The 18,264-nt window shown below is 66.8% G+C and carries 11 protein-coding genes; all 11 read right to left on the bottom strand.

The window, feature by feature from the left end; genetic code table 11:
- Positions 1–9 precede the first annotated feature (9 nt).
- Entirely contained in the window at positions 10–1,674 is a 1,665-nt protein-coding gene (locus tag AUR65_RS09285) for a hypothetical protein (RefSeq protein ID WP_233194347.1), read from the bottom strand.
- On the bottom strand, positions 1,667–4,639 hold the full coding sequence (locus AUR65_RS09280; RefSeq protein ID WP_058566548.1) for an ABC transporter permease: 2,973 nt from the start codon (positions 4,637–4,639) through the stop codon (positions 1,667–1,669). Before AUR65_RS09280 ends, AUR65_RS09285 begins: the two co-directional genes overlap by 8 nt.
- A gap of 190 nt (positions 4,640–4,829) precedes the next feature.
- Positions 4,830–5,810, bottom strand: coding sequence for a CARDB domain-containing protein (locus AUR65_RS09275; protein ID WP_058566547.1), 981 nt, complete (start codon positions 5,808–5,810; stop codon positions 4,830–4,832).
- A 318-nt stretch (positions 5,811–6,128) separates the two neighbouring features.
- A complete protein-coding gene (locus AUR65_RS09270; protein WP_058566639.1) occupies positions 6,129–6,422 on the bottom strand; it encodes a hypothetical protein in 294 nt (97 codons plus the stop codon).
- A 227-nt stretch (positions 6,423–6,649) separates the two neighbouring features.
- Entirely contained in the window at positions 6,650–9,553 is a 2,904-nt protein-coding gene (locus tag AUR65_RS09265; RefSeq protein WP_146047399.1) for a right-handed parallel beta-helix repeat-containing protein, read from the bottom strand.
- 174 nt (positions 9,554–9,727) lie between these two features.
- The gene (locus tag AUR65_RS09260; RefSeq protein WP_058566638.1) at positions 9,728–10,531 is read right to left on the bottom strand and encodes a DUF502 domain-containing protein; all 804 of its coding nucleotides are present in this window, start codon (positions 10,529–10,531) and stop codon (positions 9,728–9,730) included.
- 258 nt (positions 10,532–10,789) lie between these two features.
- Complete coding sequence (locus AUR65_RS09255; RefSeq protein WP_058566637.1) at positions 10,790–10,990, bottom strand: hypothetical protein; 201 nt, start codon at positions 10,988–10,990, stop codon at positions 10,790–10,792.
- Positions 10,991–11,260: 270 nt separating this feature from the next.
- Positions 11,261–11,866 (bottom strand): hypothetical protein, encoded by a 606-nt coding sequence (locus tag AUR65_RS09250; RefSeq protein ID WP_058566545.1) that lies wholly within the window; start codon positions 11,864–11,866, stop codon positions 11,261–11,263.
- A gap of 64 nt (positions 11,867–11,930) precedes the next feature.
- Positions 11,931–12,839 (bottom strand): hypothetical protein, encoded by a 909-nt coding sequence (locus AUR65_RS09245; RefSeq protein ID WP_058566544.1) that lies wholly within the window; start codon positions 12,837–12,839, stop codon positions 11,931–11,933.
- Positions 12,832–16,146 carry a 5'-nucleotidase C-terminal domain-containing protein gene (locus AUR65_RS09240; RefSeq protein WP_233194346.1) on the bottom strand — a complete coding sequence of 1,105 codons (3,315 nt, stop codon included), beginning with the start codon at positions 16,144–16,146 and terminating at the stop codon, positions 12,832–12,834. The genes AUR65_RS09245 and AUR65_RS09240 overlap by 8 nt, the downstream gene beginning before the upstream one ends.
- A gap of 587 nt (positions 16,147–16,733) precedes the next feature.
- Complete coding sequence (locus AUR65_RS09235) at positions 16,734–18,101, bottom strand: hypothetical protein (RefSeq protein WP_058566543.1); 1,368 nt, start codon at positions 18,099–18,101, stop codon at positions 16,734–16,736.
- Positions 18,102–18,264: the final 163 nt, after the last annotated feature.

The following is an 18,264-nucleotide window of genomic DNA, read 5'->3' as shown; positions in this document are numbered from 1 at the left end:
GCTACTCGGTCACACCGTCTGGTTCGTCGCGGCCGCGCACGTCGCGTTCCCGACCGGCCGGGACACCGAGACGGGGTCGTTCCCGGTGTTTGCGTAGACGACGTTGCGCGTCGCGGTCCACTCGGCGTACGTGGTGGCCGAGACGGTCCCCGGCGCGTTCGGGAAGAGGTGGGCACCGGTCGTCGTCCACGAGTGCTGTGAGATGACGAGACAGTCAGGGCTTGGCCCGCCGGAGAGCCAGTTCGCGACGGCGCTGTAGCCGACCTGTGCCTTGAAGTAGTGCGCGCCGACCCGCGTCAGCGAGTGGTCGCTCACCCACGGCGAGTCGGTGTGCGTGGACGCGAACCGGACGCCTTCGAACTCCGACTCGTACGTCGTGGTCGGGACGGTCGCGGTGTCCATCGTGAGATACGCGAGCGGCGCGGTCGCCAGCGTCGAGACGAGCACGAGCGCGACGAGCGCGAGACGGAGCGTTCGTCCCGAGGTCGAACGCGAGACGCCCTGCAGGAGGCGCACGAGAACGACGCCGACGAGCATCGCCGCCGGGACGTGCAGGAAGGTCTGGGCGCGCATGACCGTGTCGTAGTACTCGGGCGTGAGCGACGCGGTGAGGCCGAACCCGATGATGGTGACCGGCGCGAGGAACATCGCCGTCGGTATCGCGCCGCCGCGGTACGACTCGAACAGTTCGAGCCCGAAGGCGGCGGTGACCGCGAACACGCCGAGAATCGCGACGAGCCCCAAGATGAGCGGCGGCGTCTGGGTCGTCCCCGGGAATATCGGCGAGACGGCGTTGAGCCCGACGATGGCGAAGAAGGAGCCGACGACGGCGAGATACGAGACCTGCTTGACCCGGCGGCCGGTCTGTTGGACCCACACGATGCCGATGGCGAGGAGGATGAGCCACGCGAGGAAGAGTCCGGGATAGGCCATGACTCGGTTCACGTACGGGACGCTGAGCGTCGTCGACGACTCGGCGAAGCGGTAGTACGAAAACATGTACGCCCAGAAGGCGACCGCGAGTGCGCCCGGCCCGAGCACCGACCGGAGCGAGAGCCGCACGGAGACGTGGCGCACGACGAGCGCGGTCACGACGAGCGCGGCGATGAACGTCGAGAACGTGTGCGTCATCGGGAACACGGCGAGGAGCAGCCCGACGACGAGCCACCAGCGGAGGCGCTGACTGCGGAGCGCGAGATGCAGGCAGAACGCGAGGGTAATCACGAGGAGGATGCCGAGTATCTCCTCGTCGGGAACGGCGGTCCGACGGAGGAACAGCCCCTGAATGGCGAGGAGCGTCGCCGTCACCGCCCCGACCGCCGTGGCGGTCTCGTCGCGCGACCCGCTGTCGCGGAGCACGCGGCGAGCGACGACGCCGCCGACGAAACAGATAATCCCGCCAACGGCCGTCGCAAGCGGCTGAATCGATCGGAGGGGAACGGCGTCGGTGACGAGCGACACGACGCTCAGATAGGTGCTGAACACGAGGTTATCTGCTCGCTGCGTGAGGGGGAGCGACCCCGTCTCCGTGGCCGTCTTCGCTAACCACGCGTAGTCGAATCCGTCGAGCGTAGAGGGATAGCCGCTCCAATAAAGGGGGAGGGCGCGGAGGGCGAACGCGAGGGCGACACCCGCGATGAGAATCACGAATCCGCGGCGGCGTCCGTTACTCATTGGTGATACGTTCCTCTCCCTCGGGCGTCGGTATATGTCTATCCACTAAGAGTGCGGCGGGGTCCTGCAGCAACAGATAGCCCGTCGCGAGACAGGCGCTCGTGACCGCGAGTCCGAGGCCCGCGAGAACCATCCCGGCGACGACGCCGGGCGAGAACACCGGCGTGAGCGCGACGCCGAACACGCGGAGTTCGCCGAGCGACAGGAGCGCCGTCACCGCCGCGGTGGCGATGGCGAACGCGACGACCGACGCGACGAGGCCGACTTTCAGCGTGTCGAAGAGGACGAGCCGGAGGACGTCGGTCCGGCGCGCCCCGGTCACGCGGTACACGCCGATGGTCTTCCGAACGCCGTAGGTGCTCCGCGTGAACGCCGCGGTCGTGCTCCCGACCGTCATGAGGCTCACGAGCGCGACGACCGCGGCGAGGAGCACTTCGAGGTTCCCGAAGACGAGCTGAATCGCCTGTGCGATGCCGCCGCCGCTCGTGTAGCGACCGCTCCCCGCGAGCGCCGTCGCCAACCGCTCGTCGCCTCGGACGCGGTAGGTGAGCGTCGTCTCCTCGCCCGCGCCGACCTGCGACGAGACGGTGTACGCTCCGGCCGGTCGCTGTGGGAGGGTCGCCGAGACGCGACCGCTTCCGCCCGGTGCGAGCGAGACGGCCCGCTCGACGTTCGTCCCCGGGCCGCGAATGGTCACCGTCGCGTTCAGCCGCTGTGCCCACGGGTTACTGAGTCGCGCCGTCACCGTCGGCGACGTGAACAGCGTCGGGGCCTGCGGCGAGAGCGAGAGCGTCTGGACCGGTCGCCGAGTCGCGTCGTCGGAGACGGTCACGGTGGTGTTACGCTGTTGGGAGCCGGCGCGAACCGACACGACGGACGTCCCGGTCTCGTTGAACCGGACGCGGGTCGCCCCGCTCGCGTCCATCGTTTGGGTCTGACTCCGGCCGTCGACCAAGACCGTCGCGTTCGCGACCGGCTCGCCGCCCCGCGAGACGCTGACTCGCGGCGCGCTCCCGACGGGTATCGACGTGGGGATGGTCACGCGAAGTGGCTCGACGACGCGGCCTCGCTCGTCGACCGTCACCGACTTCGTCACGTCGGCCACCGAGAGGGAGACGGTGCCTTCCGGCGGCGTCTCGAACGCGACGAACGTCGTCGTCGACCGGCGACTGGGCACCGAGAGCGCGGCCTCCGCCGTCGCGTCGCCGAGCGTGACCGAGACGGGCCGCGAGGCGTCGCTCAGCCCGAGGTTCGTGGCCTCGACGGCGACGCCGAAGTTCCCATCACGACGGGTGACCGTCGCGTCGGTGACCACGATTGTGGACGTGTTTGTCCCGCCGTCGGCGAGGCCGCTGGTTCTGATGAACTGAACCCCGTTATCCCCCGTCGTCGTGAGATGACGCGCCGTGTCGAGCGACACCAACAGTTGGTCGTCTTGGACACCGGTTCCGGCGAACCGTCCCACGATTTCGATTCGCGTGATTCCGGGGGTCGTGCTGCCGCCGAGAACGAGCGTGTCGCCGACTGCGAGGTCGGTCGCCTCGGCGAGGCTCGCCCCGATGAGCGCCTCGTCGTCGCCGGTCGGTTCCCGTCCCGCCGTCAGCGTCGTGTGCGCCAACGACTCGTACGCGGAGTAGTTCACCCCCCGGGCGACGAACGGCGTACTGCGGTACACTTCGAAGAGGAGAATCTCCGGGCTGACCGCGACGCCCTGACTGCGGAGCGCGGACGCGTACGACTCCGGGACGTTACTGGCGATGGGATGCGGTGCGTCCGGCTCTGTAATCGTCTGCTGGCCGACGCCCGACAGCGGGCCGACCGCGCCGATGACGGCCGACAGCAACAGCACCACGCCCATGAACACGCTCAGCGTTGCGACGGTAGGCACGGTCGCCTCCCACCCGAGCAGCCGCGTCTCGAACAGTCGTTTGAGCGGCGACCGGGAGCCTTCGGCGGTCGGCTGTCCCGGCGACGACAGCCGGTCCAGCGGTTTCGTCGCTTCGGGGTACGACGCGGTCAGGCCGGCGACGACGCCGGCGACGAGAAGCACGGCGGCCGCCAGTCCGAGCAGTTGGACGACCGTCGGCGTGAGCGCGAGCGCGAGCGAGGTCGGGAGGCCGGCGTACACGGCCGCGTTCAGGACCGCACGGACGAGTATGACGCCGATACTGTAGCCGAGCGCCAGCCCAATGGCCGCGAGCGTGATGGCGCGGAGCGTATACACGCCGACGATTTGCCGCGGCGTCGCGCCCGTCGAGCGGAGCACGGCGATATCCGGCCGCCGCTCTTTGACCGTGAGTCGGATGACGCTGTACGTCGTCACGCCGACGAGAATCCCGCTCGCGAGCGTCGCGAGTTGGAGCAGGCGGACTAGTTGGTCGGTGCCGCGGACGAAGAACTGGAGCGCCGACAACAGCGGCGTCGCCGGTTCGCCGTCCGCCCGTTCGATGGTGACTACCTCGGTCGCCTCGAACTCCGAAACCGTCTCGGTGCGGGTGATGTACCAGCTATCTCGGAGGACCTGATGACCCGAACGGCCTGCGACCGTGGCCGTCGTCGCCGTCCCATCCGCTTCGAGCGTGACGGTCTCGCCAGAAGGCGGTCCGCCGACGACGGCGAGCGTTCCGGTGGCCGGCCGTGGGAAGTCGATTGTCTGTCCCCGGACGGTGAGTTCCGGCGCATCCGGCGGGATACCCACAATCGTCGCGGGCGTCCCATCGATGGTCGCGCGAACGAAGACGAGTTGGACTTCGGAGTCGCTCGCGCCCGCGACGCTCGACGGAGAGGCCGCGCGCTCGACGTGGTAGCTCGTCCCGAACTCGTCGGAGATAGTCGTCGTCTGCTGGCCGAGCGAGACGCCGAGAACCGCGGCGCCAACGAGAAACGAGACGGTGAGGGCGATAACGAGCACCGCGAGTGTGTCGCGCGTCTCCCAGCTGAACGAAAGTGCTCGACGGTAGCCCATTAGCGTTCTCTAACGCGAGACTCACGAGCACTCACATTAAGTGTGTGTGGTTCCGCCGACCCCCGTCTGACCGGACTGCACGCCCCCGGGAAGTCGGAGACTCGGGAGCGTACTGGCGAACTCAAAAACAGTTACACGTCGATGCCTCGACTCCCGACCACTCACTCGGCTGGAGCGAGTCGAAAGCGAGTTACTCGGCCCGCAGACGCGCCGCACCGACGAGCGCGACCAGCGAGAGGAGCGCCGTCAGCACGCCGAAGCCGGGCGCTTGGCTCTCCGTCTCCGTCGGCGTTGAGGTCGTCACCGGGTCGGAGGTGGTCGTGTCCGGCTCGGCGACCGTGACCGTCGCCCACTCGCCGCCGACGGAGAGGTTGTACGTCCCCGCCTGCTGGAACGCCAGGAGGAACACGACGGTCGATTCGTTGCCGGGGTCGAGGTCGGAGACGGTCTTCGTCGTTCGGACCGCCCCGTCGACCGTGAGGTTGACCGTCGCGTTCGTCGTCACGTCGCCGTCGTTCAGGACGGTCGCCGTGACTTCGACGTTCTCGCCGGTCTCGACATCGGTCGTGCCGACCGAGAGGTTGGTGACGGTCGCCGATTCTGTGTCACCGTCGCCGCCGTCACCGGAGCCACCATCACCGTCGCTGTCGTCCCCGCCGTCGGAGCCGCCACCGCCCGACGAGGAAGTCGTCACCTCAAGCTGTGCGGACTGCTCCTCGCTCACCGTGTAGTCGTTGCCGTCCTCGTCACCGAGCGCATTGACGTGCGGCGTGACCATGGTTTCGGCCGTACTCGTCGCGTTCCCTTCGACCGTGACGGTGGCGACGACCACCGAGCCGGTCTGGTTCGTGTCGAGTCCGTAGCCGGTGAGCGTCGCAGAGCTGTTGTCACTCGCGTACGTCGTGGTGACCTCGGCCGTCTCGTGACTGAACGCGACCTGCGTGATGGTCGCCGTCTCGTTGGCGACCGAGAACGAGATGTTCGCCGCGCCGACGCCGCCGGAGGCGTTCGTCACGACCACGTCGAACGTCGCCGTCTCGCCGTTCTCGACCGTCTGGTTCGTCGGTTCGAGCGCGACGGCCGTCGACCCGGCCGCGGCGCTCACCCCGGGCGCGACGGCGAGCGCGAGCGCCAGAAGCAGCAGGAAACCGTGCCGCGCTTTCAGTTTCATCTCGCATCCCCCAAACGGTTGGACGCTGTCCAGACGACTCGCATTGAACCGGGCGTGTTCGAAGAGCTCATAGTTAGTGTCGGGTTGTCCGTCGAACCATCACGAGCCACGCACGACGTGGATTGCGCGAAGCCGCGTCGGACGGCGGTCGGCAGCAGCCCCTCACGCGTCGTACTGCCGTGAATCGCCGTGCAGGCACGTGATTACTCCGACGTTCACGATATGACAAGAAGAATCGAGCATGCTAATTGTTACGGTCAGTCGGAGGGTTGCCACTTCTGACAGGTGGCGGTCGTCGCAGGGCCGAGCGAGGTCACGTCACGCGTGGGCCGCCAGACGCGCACCGACTTTGTCGACGACGTCGAACAGCGCCTCCGGGAGCGGTTCGTCGTCCGGGAGACCGACGGTTTTCACGAGGTCCGAATCGACCGGTTCGAGGCTGGGTGAGCGGGCGGTCTCCCAACCGGTGACGACGACCGGCTGGGAACCGTCGACGCGACGAGTGACGCGCGCGGCGACCCCACCTCGGTAAGACGGCGGTGCGTGAAGACAGACGACGACCGTCGGATCTTTCGACGACGCGAGCCGGCGAAGCGCTTCAGTCTCGGTCACGTATCGGATTTCGACGTCGCTCTGCGGGTGCCAGGCCCGCTCTGGCGGTGGTCCGTAGACGAGAACTCGCGGTGGCGGCCCCATGCGTGATCATACCACACTTCGTGGAGCAGACATATAAAGATTAGATACATTGACAGATTCGAGGGCGAGATACGGCTTCGAGGGGCCCGAGGCGTTGATGAGAACAGTCGGACCGAAAACAAGCGGTCAGCCAGCGAGCGAAGTCAGACCAGTTCGGTGTAGAACAGGCGCTGGATGTCGACGATGTTGAACCGTCCGTTGTCGTTGAAGTCGAACAGCGAGGCCTGTTCGCGGACGCTCGCGTCGTCTCGGCTGGTGAAGAGTGCTTGTACGTCCGAGACGGTCACGTTCCCGTCGCCGTTGACGTCCTCGTAGTGGCCGTCACCGTCCGGGTCCGTCGGGGGCAGTTCGCTCGGCCCGATTGCCGACAGCGTCACGACGTCCAGCGTGCCGTTCTCCGTGGACTCAACGGACAGTTCAGTTCCGTTCTCGTCGGAGACGTTCGCGTTCGAGACCGTGACCGGTATCTGTTCCTCGCGCTCTCCGCTGACCCGGTCCACAGCCACCGTAAGTTCGGCGAGGTCCGGCGACGGTCCGTCTGCAGTCTCCATCCCCACGGCGCTCAGTCGGACTGTCGTGTTGTTCTCGCTGTACTCCGCGTCCGAGAACGCGGGCGAGCCGGTAACGTTCGCCGACGTGAAACGGACGCCCGACTCGGCGGGGACCGACACGGTCGCCTCGTACGCGCCGACGAAGGAGTCGACGTCGCCGGCGACGAGTTCGACGGGCGCGGTGTCGTTTACGCCGACGGCCTCGGTCGGCGTTTCGACGGAGAGCCGTATCGTCGAGTCGTTACTCGACTGGGTGCCGATGAGGAACGTCTCCGTCTCCGTCACCTCGTTACCGGCGGTGTCGGTCGCGGTCGCGGTGAACTCGTACTCGCCGTCGCCGGCCCCGCCGTACACGGTCTCGTACACGTACGTCCCGTTCAGGACCGATTCGTCGAACGCACTCAGCGTGATCTGCTCGCGGTACACGCTATCGCTGTCGGAGAGCACTCCCGTGAGCGACGCGAGCGACTCGTTCGAGGAGACGGTCACGGCGATGTCGTCGTCTTGCTGTACAGCCTCGCTATCGAGTTCGGGCGGGGCCGTGTCGCCCGTGTCACCCTCTCCGGACGCGACGCTGACCGACCCGTTGGTCACGGGGAAGCCGACGTAATCCGCGCCGGTCGTGTAGACCGTCCGGTCGCTGACGTTTACTGCAGTCGCCGTCCCACTATCTCCGACGACGTCGAACGTCACGTTCACAACCGGGTCTGTGAGGTAGTCGGCGCTCTCGATGCCGAACTCGACGGTTCCGTTCTGGTTGTCGGCCTCCGACCAGACGAACGCGTCTTCGTCGTCCATCGAGACGTTCGCGACGTGCACAACCGACGCGTCGAACGAGACGGTTCCGGCGTAATAGACGCCGCCGCGGACCGGTTCCGTCTCGATGGGAATTACGACCGTCTCACCTGTCTCCGCGGTCACGGTTCCGACGGTCATTGAGAGGTCATCGGCCGCCGCCACGGTGACCGGGTAGCTGAGCGACTGGGTCGTCTCACCGGTGGTCATCGTCGCCGAGACGTTCCGCTCGGACGGGAGCGACGTTCCGGAGGTGTCTGCACTCACGTCGAGCGTCAAGGAAGCGCTCGCGCCCGCTTGCAGGGCTCCAATCTCCCACTCGTCGGTGTCGTTGTCCCAGGTGCCGGCGCTGGCGTCCGCCTCTCGGACGGTCACGCCCGCGAGGTCGTCGAAGACGACGGCGGTCGAGACGGCGGTGTCACCGGTATTGGTGAGTTCCGTCCGAAGCGCCCCCGGTTCGTCCGGCGAGATCATCGTCGCCGACGTAGACACGTCGACGCCATCGCCAGCCGAGGCAGTCGAGAGCGCCGTCAGTGCCGAATCGGTGTAGTACGGCGTGACCGAGAGGTTCCCGGTCGCGGCGTCACCGGAACCGTTTGCCACGCCCGACGGGCCGTCCGTCGCTCCCCACCAGTTCCGCTCAACAGCGCCGCGCTCGGCCGCTCCGGTCGCGTCGACACCGACTCCGTTATCGACCAATCGGGTCTCGTGAACCCGCCACGGCCCGGTCACTTCCTCGGCGTTGATGCCCGCATCGCCGTTCGACTCGATGGTCGCCCCGATAATCGACCAGTTCGCACCGGTCGTGGTCGCCGTCGCGGGACCGCCGACATTGACGCCGAACTGCCCGTTTTCGGCGACGGTGCTGTTCGTAATCCGCCACGAACCGACCGTGTTCGTCGCTTCGATTCCGTCGCGGGAGTTGTTGACGACCGTCGTTTCAGTAATCGTCCAGTCGCCGACGGTCTCGAACACCGCGATACCGGTGGTGTCGTCCCGCGTGTCAGAAACGGTCGCGTTCCGCATCACCCAGTCACCCGTCGATTCGTCGGCGCGGATGCCGTTGCCGAACACGGTGTCAGTCACGGTGACGTTTTCGAGCAGCCACGAACCGTTCGACTGTCGGGCGTTGACCCCGTTTCGGTAGCTGTCTCGGACGAGCGTGTCAGAGACGACCCAGTTCCCACTCGAACCTTCGGCGTTGACGCCGGTCCCCATGAAGCCGTCAGTCTCGGCGATTTCGAGGTCGGTGGCCTCCCACGCACCGGTCGTCCCCTGTGCGTCGATGCCCGTGGTACCGTAGCGAGTGATAGTAAAGCCCGAAATCAGCGGCTCGGCGTCTCCGACGATGGTTACCGCGCTCGCCTCGGAGTCGAGCGTCGACCCGTTCAGCACCGCGCCGTCCGGCGCGGTAAGCGTGAGACTCTTGTCGACCGTCACCGCTTCGCGATACGTCCCCGGTCGGACTTCGACCGTCGACCCGGCAGAGACGTTGTCTATCGCCGCTTGAATCCGCAGGTAGTCCGCCCCTCCGGACTCGTCGACGGTTACCGTCGTGTTACTCAGTTGTGCGGGGGTCGTTCCCCCGTCCGTCGTGGACGTGCCCACGCTGACCGCACCAACTGGTGCAGTCACGAGTAATCCACAGACGAAGATGCTCAGCGCTACCCACCCAACAGAACGCGTTGTGTTCCGTGCCATAGTTAGACCTGTCCGTGCCCACAGAGCGCGTGCTCGACAGCCCCTGCACTACTACCGTCGCTGTTCTGCCCCTCGCACAGCGTGTGGAATGCGGACGTGTCTGTCACACGACAGACATCGAGTAAAAAGCTTGTTCCGCTGGCCAGTCTCGCCAGCGGTCGTGCGAGAGACGACTCAGTCCTGTTTTTCCTTCCGCTCTCGCGTAATCATCGACTCGCGGATGTCCTGTAACCGCTCGGTCCCGCGGAGTTCGGACATGTTCACGCCGAGCGCGCCCGAGTCCTCGTCGGTGGCGACGCCGCTCGTGAGGATGCTCCGGACGCCCTCCTCGACGGTCATGTCGATGTCGTACACGTCGTCGGCGGGGATGTAGGTGAGCAGGCCGCCGGTGACCGGGTTGGGCGCGAGCGGGAGGAACATCGAGACCATTTCGTTGTGGCCGGTCGACTGTTCGATGGTCGCGGGGGAGCCGCCCGTCTGGAAGCCCAGTACGTACACGTCGTCGTCGAAACACTGGACGAGTTTCACGTCCTGGAACTCGTCGGCCCCCTCGTCGAGGACCACGTCGCCCATGCGGCGGAAGCTCTTGTACACCGTGCCGACGCCCGGAATCGACGAGACCACGAGGTCGAACACGCCGATGATTTTCTCGCCGTACTGGTTGCGGCCGACGGTCCCCACGACCGCGACGATGGCGAAGAGGACGAGGAGCGCGACCAGTTCGGTGAAGAAATCGACGACGAACGAGTAGATACCGAGGTCGATGAGGAGCGTGATGAATTCGACGCTCTCGAAGCGGCTGATGACGCCCGCCCAGCGAAGCAGGTCGATGAACGGTTCGAGGGCGTTTCTGACGAAGTCGATGCCGACGCGCAGGACGTACAGCGTGATGACGATGGGGATCATAATCGCCACGCCCGTCAACAGCGTGTTGTACGCCCGTTCGTACAGCGATTGACCGGTCTCTTTGGCGCTCACGGCGAGCGTTCCCGGCGAGCGCGGAGGGTCTGCGGAGGACACGGCCGGAGATTCATGTGGGTCGTAAAAATAGTATCGGCAATCGAACTGTACAGATTTTCGAGACGCGCTTCGGCGCGGTCGCTCGCGGGCGTCCGGTGACGAACGAGTCAGTCGAGAGCGGGGAAAACGGGGACCGAGGCGGGCCGGATGGATTCGCGGTAACCGTGAGCGACGACGGAAGCCGAGACGGTGGCCCGTGCCGTCCCGAAAGCGGGGTCAGGAAACGACTTCGAACCGACCGACCGAGAGGTCGACTGCGAGCTGTTCGCGCGGGTAGACGAACTCCTCGTCGTCGTACATCGTCCGAATAGTCTCGTCTTCGATTTCCACCACCGTCTGTTCCGTACACAGCGTCGAATGCCGGATGGTCGACCCCTCCGTGATTACGTGCGGGGCGACCTCGAGTGTTTGCGTCATCATTTCACTAACGGGCGGTATACGGTATAATTCTTTCGCAGTTATCGGGGATTGGCGTCCAAATGTAGCTATATAGTGGTATTGTCGAGTTGATTGTACACTTTCTGTTGCAGTCGCCTTCACACCGATAGGAGCCACTCTGACGGGGGCGTAGTTGAGCACAGACAGCAGTCGGGGCGTCGGACGCGCTCCTCTCGGGAGCGTCACCACTCTCGGTCGGTCCTCACGTGATTCGACGCGGGCGGCGAGTCGGCGGTTCGCCTCGGCGCGTCAGTCGCGCTCGAACGGGTCGCGCTCGGGGAGTTCGTCGTCGAGGACGGCCGCCACGGCGTCGACGAACGCGTCGTGCGCCGACAGCGCCTCGCGGAGCGCCTCGTAGTAGGCGACGGTGTCGCCCGCGAGGAAGTGGGAGTCGACCCGCCAGAGCGTCCGCCCGGTGCCGAACTCGCCGGCCGGGAGGTCGTCGTGTTCGTCGCGCACCTCGTCGAGCGCCGCGACGAGTCGCTCGCGGAGCGCCGCGTACGGCGAGTCGCCCGAGAAGTCGGCGTCGCCGTGGATACCGTCTTCGAGGTGGAGTTCGAGGCGGAACTGTCCACGCTGGAGGGCGCGCGGCGTCGGGTAGTGCTCGAAGTGGAGGTCGTAGCCGCGGTCGCGGCCGCGCTCCCACGCCGCGGGCGTGACGCGGCCCCACGGCTTCCCCGAGTCGAGGGCGTGCCACGTGTGGGGACCCTCCGGCGGGGACGCACGGAGGTAGTCGGCCCACTCGTACTGGAGGACCTCACGAGCGAGCTTCGCTACGGCGTCACGGGTCGCATCGACCTGTAGCTCGTAGTCGAAATAGAAGCTCGTTTCGTCCGCGGTGTCCGGGCCGTTCATACCTCCCTGCTAGACGCCCACACGGATAAAGATTCGACACAGACCCCCGTGGGCCCGTGTTCGCTCAGTTCTCGCACCGCGCCCGGCGTCCGAACCCGAACAGGAGCGCTGTGATGGCGGCGACCGCGGGAGCGACGCCGAAGCCGGGGACGCCGGTTGCCGTCGTCCGGCGCTCGGTCGTCTCGGTCGCGGACTGCGTGTCTGTCGCGCTGGCGGTCGTCGCACCGTCGTCGGCTGTCGTCGGACTCGCGGGTGACGCGGCGGGGGTTGGCGACTCCGCCGGCGGCTCGGTGGTCGCGGGCTGGTCGGTCACGTCGGCCGACTCGTCGTCCGTGCCGGAATCGCCGTCTCGCCCTGAGTCCGAATCGCCGTCGGTGTCGTCGCCATCGGCAGTCGAGTCACCGGTGTCGGCGGCGGAGTCACCGCCACCGCCACCACCGCCGGTGCCCCCGCCACCAGCCGACTGCGAGACGGAGAGGTCCAGTCCCGACGTGTCGGTGACGGTGTAGGCGTTGCCGTCCTCATCGCCGAGGGCGGACACGGACACGTCGAGCGCGCCGTCACCGGTGGCATCCGCAGTTTCGACGGTGACGGTCGCGACGGCGACCGAGCCGGTGTCGTCGGTGTCGAGGCCGACGACGCGAACCGAGGCGACCGTGCGCTCGGTGTCGTACGACACGTCCCGCAGTCGCGGGTCGGTGCCGTCGGGGGTGGCGACCTCGGCGATGCGACCGACAGATGCGTCGTCGAGTTCGACCGTCAGGTTGTACGCACCGACGCCAGCGTCGGCGCTGTCGACGACGATGTCGAACGTCCGCGTCGAGTCGGGTTCGACGGTCGCCGCGTCGGTGTCGAAGCCGACGGTCGTGTCGGTCGCGGCGAGCGCGGGCGGCGCGACGGCGCTCAGACAGACGAGCGCCGCGAACACCGCAAGCGCGCTCCGGCCGGTCCAGTTCGGGTTGGGCTTACGCATTCGTCGAGGCGAACAGCCGCTGCACGTCGCCCACGTCGACGCGACCATCGTCGTTGAGGTCGAACGCGGGGGTGCTCGACTGGACCGGCTCGGCGTTGCGGTTCACAAACAGCGCCTGGGCGTCCACGACGTCCACGCTGCCGTCGCCGTTCACGTCCTCGAAGGTGCCGTCGCCGTCGTGGTCGGCCATCGCGCGGCCGTTGCCAGTAAGGTCACCGGGTTCGACGCCGACCGGGCGGTTGTCGATGCGCGACACCGCGTAGGCCGTTCCGTTGGGGTCGTAGGTCGCCGTCGGGGTCAGTTCGAGCGCCGTCGAACCGCCGAGCGCGACGCCCTCGACCGTCACGGTCGCCAGAACCTGCGAGTCGTTCGCGTCGTCGGCGGCGTCGATGCCAGCGGCCTCGACGTGGACCGTACTGCCGTCGTCGCTGACGTTGACCGCCGAGAAGCCGGGTTCATCGGGGAACTGCACGGCCGTGATGCGGGCCACGCTCGAATCGCCGACCGTGAGCGTCAGTTCGTACGCGCCGACGCCGCTTTCGGCGTCACTCGCGGTGATATCGAACGTCTGCGTGTCGCCGAGGGGGACGGATTGGGCGTCCGAGCCGACCGCGAGCGCGACGCCGTCTGCCGGTTCAGGTGTCGGGTCGGGCGTGGTCGCCTCGCTGTCGAGGTCGGCGTTCAGCACGGCCGAATCGAAGTTCTCGTACTGGCTCGAATACGCGCTGTCGGTGTAGTCGACGTAGAGGTCGACGCCCGAGTCCGGCGCGGTCACCGACGATTCGAAGGCGTCGAGGTCGCTCGTCGGCACCGTGACCGTGATGGTGCCGCTCGCGTCGTCGTAGGCGACGTTCGTCGTCTCGACGTAGCCGCCGTTGCGGTCGGCGAAGGCGGCGGTCCCACTCACGCCGGTCACGCGCGAGGGTGCGTCGATAGTGACCGTCGTCTGGCCGTCGTCGCTCGTCACGTCGACCGCGTCGGCGTCAACCGCCGTGTCGACCCGGCGCATCCGGTCGTCGGACTCGGTGTCGACTTCGGCGGCCGCGATGGTCGAGCGGTTCTGCAGGTAGCCGATGACGCCGTCGGCCATCGTCGTCTCGTTCAGGACAGTCACGCGCGGCTTGTCGGCGAGCGGGTAGCCACTACCGCCGTCGGCGATGTAGGAGTTCGTCGCCAGCGTGTAGGTCGCCGAGTCGTTGACGGGTTCGCCGTTCACCGTGAGGTCGCGAATCGTCGCGTCGCCCTCGCCGGGCGACGAGCTATCGGTGTGGGGCACCCACTCGAAGGTGACGCCGCTGACCTGCTGTTGGGTCTGGGTGCCGTACTGGTTGTCCATCTCCAGCGGCGTGATTTGGCTCTTGACGACCTCGCGGAGTTCCGCGCCGGTCACCTCGACCACGACGATGTGGTTGCCGAACGAGAGCGTCGAGGTCACCATCCCGCGGGTGATGTTGAACTCCTCGCCCGGACCGTACTCGCTCGGGTAGAGCGTGTCGCGGATGCCGCCGGCGTTCGTCACGGCCACGTCGGCACCGGTGTAGCCACGGACGCCGTCGGTGACGAGGTGGCCCGTCGCGGAGTCGTCGGTGTAGCTGGAGCCGACGCCCGTGTGCTCGGGCATGACCGCCGTCGCGAGTTCCGTGTTGAGATAGCCCTCGCGGAGCGGGTTGATGTACATCTGCCACGAGTCGTTGCGCGGCACGTCGGTCGTCACGTCGACGAGTTCGCCGGAGGCGTCGGTGACGCTCCCGTTATCGACGGTCAGTTCCATCCGCATGATGGCGTTTGCCTTGCCGGTGGTCTCGCCGATGAGGACGCCGTTGGTGGTCTGCGGCGGGTAGCGCTGTTGGTCGTCGCCGGAGACGAGCGCGTCGATGCCATCGACGTTTCGGGCGAGGTCCTTCGAGTCCGGAATGCCGACCGGAGCCAGCGCGACGACCACGTCCACGTCCTCCTCGGTGCGGAGCGTGTCGACGGTCCGCTGGGCGGCGGTCGTCGGGTCGACGACGGTGTAGCCGTTGCGCTCGATGACGCCGTCGGTCTTTGCGTTGATGGCCTCGTCGGTCAGGCCGAAGAAGCCGACTCTGACACCGCCGCGCTCGACGACGGTGTAGTTCTGCGTCCCGGGGAGGTTCTCGCCGGTCTCCTCGTGGACGACGTTGGCGAGGAGCCACGGGTAGGTCGACTCGTTGGCGATGGCCTCGAAGACGGCGAAGTCGTTCGTCCCCGCGTCCTCGTCGTAGTCGAGTTCGTGGTTCTGGACGACCTCGGCGTCGGGGTCGATGAGGTTCATCGCCGTCACCGGCGGCTCGTAGCCGTGCTCCAGCCCGTCGTAGTTGCGGAGGGCGTGCGGACTGAGTTCGTCGCCGCCGCCGGCCACGAAGACGGGGCCGGAGGCGTTGGCGCGCTCGCGGTTGATGAGCGTGATCATCCGACCGAGTTTGTCGTCGCCGGAGCCGGCGGCCGCCTTGCCGATGTCGTTGAAGCCGACGAGCGTGATTGTCGTCGCATTCGCGCCCGCGGTGTCGTTGCCGGCGTCACCGCCCGCGGGGGCGGTCAGGTTCGTCACCGACGCGGGCTGAATCTTGTACTCCTCGAAGCTGTAGAACACCGGTCCCTCGATGGCGTCGGCGGTGCTGCCGACCTCCGAGGGCGTGGTGTCGTCGCCCGTCGTCACGTCGTCGATAGCGACCGGCCCGGAGCCGTCGGTGACGGCCCACTCGCCGTACTGGCCGGGCGTCGCCGTGACTTCCACGTCGCGCACGCTGACGAGCACGCTCTCGTAGGCCTCTTGGGAGACATTTTCCGTCGCGAGGACGGTCGCCTCGGGGACCGACCCGCTTCCGGTCGTCGACAGCGAGGCGCTGTCGTTCGTCAGGTCGAGTTGGGTCAGGCCGTAGTACTCGGTGACGGGCGCGTCGACGCGCACCTCGTCGCCGGGGGTCGCGTTCGACGACCCGCCCGCGTAGACGTAGACGGCGCTGTGCCGCACGTCGGCCGCGGAGGCGTTCTGCAGGAAGAAGCCGTCGGCGTTCGTCGCGGTCACCGTCCCGGTGACGCTGACGAACTGCCCCGCGTAGGCCGACGCGTCGCCGTCGGACGTGTTCGACTGGAGTTCGGTGATGGTCACGGCCGCCGGCGCGGACGCGTTCATCGCCGACTGGACGCTCGAATCGAGTGCGCTCGCGTCCTCCGCCGCCGCGACGCCCGCCGCACCGGCGGGAAACGTCGCGGTCGTGAGTACTAACACGAGTAGCACCGTTACAGTACGACTGAGCGCTGTCTGTGGTGATGTGTGTGGAGGCACATCTGTCCGCACCGAGGCGGGTGTGATAACCGCTGGTAAGTGTGTTATATAGATGACACAATTTCGATAGAGAGGTTCGTACGCCGTGGTGCGGTTCGTCTCCTTCTCGGTGGACACAACCCGGCTTCGCCGCGCGGCGACCCCGGTACGAGCCGTTGGCCATCCACGGAGTGTCAGTAGTACGTACTTTCGGTAGCCGCAATAGGTATATTTAAATCCATTGGCCAATTGCGTGCCAGTTGAGAACGGTTTTCCACCTCCTCGATCCGGTGGTCGCCCCCACCGTGAGACCGTTCTCTCTTTCCCCCCGAAGCGAGTACACTATCAGTATACACCAATAGTCTCTACTATCCAAATCTATATCACTCCCTACCAGAACAACGTGTACGAGGGCGAGAACGTTATCACCCGATGCTGATAGCGTGGCTCTCGTTCTCGTTCCATCCTCCCCCATCCGGGGGACCCCACCACCCTTCGGATACCGCTCTCGTGAGTCTCGGTACTGACTAGACGTAGGGCCACCTGTCACGAACTGATGCGTCTGGCTTCGAGCGTCGCCACAGGCGAACCGCTACAGCCGGGCTGGGTTACTCGTTCGCGTCGAGTGCAGCGTGCGCTCGGGTTCGAACGTCGTCGGCGCTCGCCGCCGACGCGTCGCGCCGCGCCATCCGTCCGGTGACGAGATCGAGGAGGTCGAGCGCGGTCAGCACCTCGCGAACGTCGGCGCGGTCGAGTCCGAGGCGGCGCTCGACTTCGTACAGCGTCTTCGCACCCGTGACAGCCGCACACACGTCTTCGGTCGAGCAGTCGAGCGAAGACACCGACGCGGGAAGCGGCGGGAGGGTGGCCGGGGTGGGCGCGACCTCGGTCACCTCGCTCGTCTCGTCTGTGTCGGCCGCGACTGGCTCGGCGTCCGAGGCCGGGGCCGTGTCAGCGTCTGACTTCGATGCCGACTTCGGGTCGGGCTCCGGTTCCGACGCCGACGTCGGTTCGCCGGTCGCGTCGGCTTCGGAGTCGACTCGCGTGTCTCGTTCCGTCGCGTTGGCGGGTCCTTCGTCTCCCTCGTCTCTTTCGTCCCCCGACTCGGGCTCCGGTTCCGTCTCGCTCGTGCGGTTCTCGTCCGAGACGCGTGGCTCTGATTGCGGTGTCTCGTCGCCCGCGTCGGCCGACTCGTTCGAAGACGACGATTCGGTCGGCGCGCCGTACGACTCCGGCTCGTGGATTCCGCGTTGAATCATCTGGTTGCGGACGGTCTGGGGAGTCACGTCGACGCCGAGAGCGTCGGTCATCTCTTTGAACGTCTCGCAGGCCTCGTACGCCTCGCGAAGTCGAACGGGGTCGTGATGCGCCGGCACCGAGTCGGCGTCTGCCCTCGCGTCCGCCTCTGTCTCCGTCTGCGTGCTGGTGGTCGCGTTCGACTCGCTGTCCGCGTCCGAGTTCGTCTCTGTGACCGTGTCGGCCTCAACGGGGTCATCAATCGAAGCCGATGCTGGCTGGTCACGTTCGGGCGCTTCGTCGCTCACCGTCGGGGCCGCAGCCTCCATCGTTAGCGTCTCGACGGACGCGACGGGCCCGACGACCGCCGAGTTGCGCGTCCCCGAGCCGTCGGTCCGGGCGATTCGTGATTCCGTCGGCTCGGCGTCGCTCCCGGCGGCGTGGCCGGAGGATACTGATTCGCTTCCGGCGTCCTCGCCCGACGGGGGCGCGAGCGACACGTCGAGTTCGAGCCGAAGCCGGCCGTCGGTAATCGACGCCGCCGGCGACGACACCGAGAGTCGGTTCGGCTCGACGCCGCATCCGGTCGCGAGGTCGTACTCGACGGTAACCGACGCCAGCACGCCGTCCGCAGCCGACTCACCCTCGCTCGTCAGTTCGAGTTCGCGAACCGCTCCCGTCGTCTCCGAGAACTGTTCGAGAACCGCCGTGAGTTCTCGGACGTTTCTGACCATTTCCATATGAGGGTGTCAACTGCGTCACATCGCATATAATTATTGCCGCTGACATCATCTAGTAATATATATTCTATACAGACTTCGGTTCTCTTGGCTCCCGGTGGTGAGCGGCCTGAAGCGTCTGTAGCGCGTGGTCGTCGCGCTCGACTGTCGCCCTAGCTGTTTT

Origin of the sequence: Haloferax marisrubri (assembly GCF_001469875.2) — an archaeon.
Classification (GTDB): domain Archaea; phylum Halobacteriota; class Halobacteria; order Halobacteriales; family Haloferacaceae; genus Haloferax; species Haloferax marisrubri.
This window is presented reverse-complemented; position numbering and strand designations above follow the sequence as displayed.

Coding starts and splice junctions, on each gene's coding strand:
- AUR65_RS09285 (WP_233194347.1), bottom strand. CDS start 1,674: ATGAGTAACGGACGCCGCCGCGGATTCGTGATTCTCATCGCGGGTGTC.
- AUR65_RS09280 (WP_058566548.1), bottom strand. CDS start 4,639: ATGGGCTACCGTCGAGCACTTTCGTTCAGCTGGGAGACGCGCGACACA.
- AUR65_RS09275 (WP_058566547.1), bottom strand. CDS start 5,810: ATGAAACTGAAAGCGCGGCACGGTTTCCTGCTGCTTCTGGCGCTCGCG.
- AUR65_RS09265 (WP_146047399.1), bottom strand. CDS start 9,553: ATGGCACGGAACACAACGCGTTCTGTTGGGTGGGTAGCGCTGAGCATC.
- AUR65_RS09255 (WP_058566637.1), bottom strand. CDS start 10,990: ATGACGCAAACACTCGAGGTCGCCCCGCACGTAATCACGGAGGGGTCG.
- AUR65_RS09250 (WP_058566545.1), bottom strand. CDS start 11,866: ATGAACGGCCCGGACACCGCGGACGAAACGAGCTTCTATTTCGACTAC.
- AUR65_RS09245 (WP_058566544.1), bottom strand. CDS start 12,839: ATGCGTAAGCCCAACCCGAACTGGACCGGCCGGAGCGCGCTTGCGGTG.
- AUR65_RS09235 (WP_058566543.1), bottom strand. CDS start 18,101: ATGGAAATGGTCAGAAACGTCCGAGAACTCACGGCGGTTCTCGAACAG.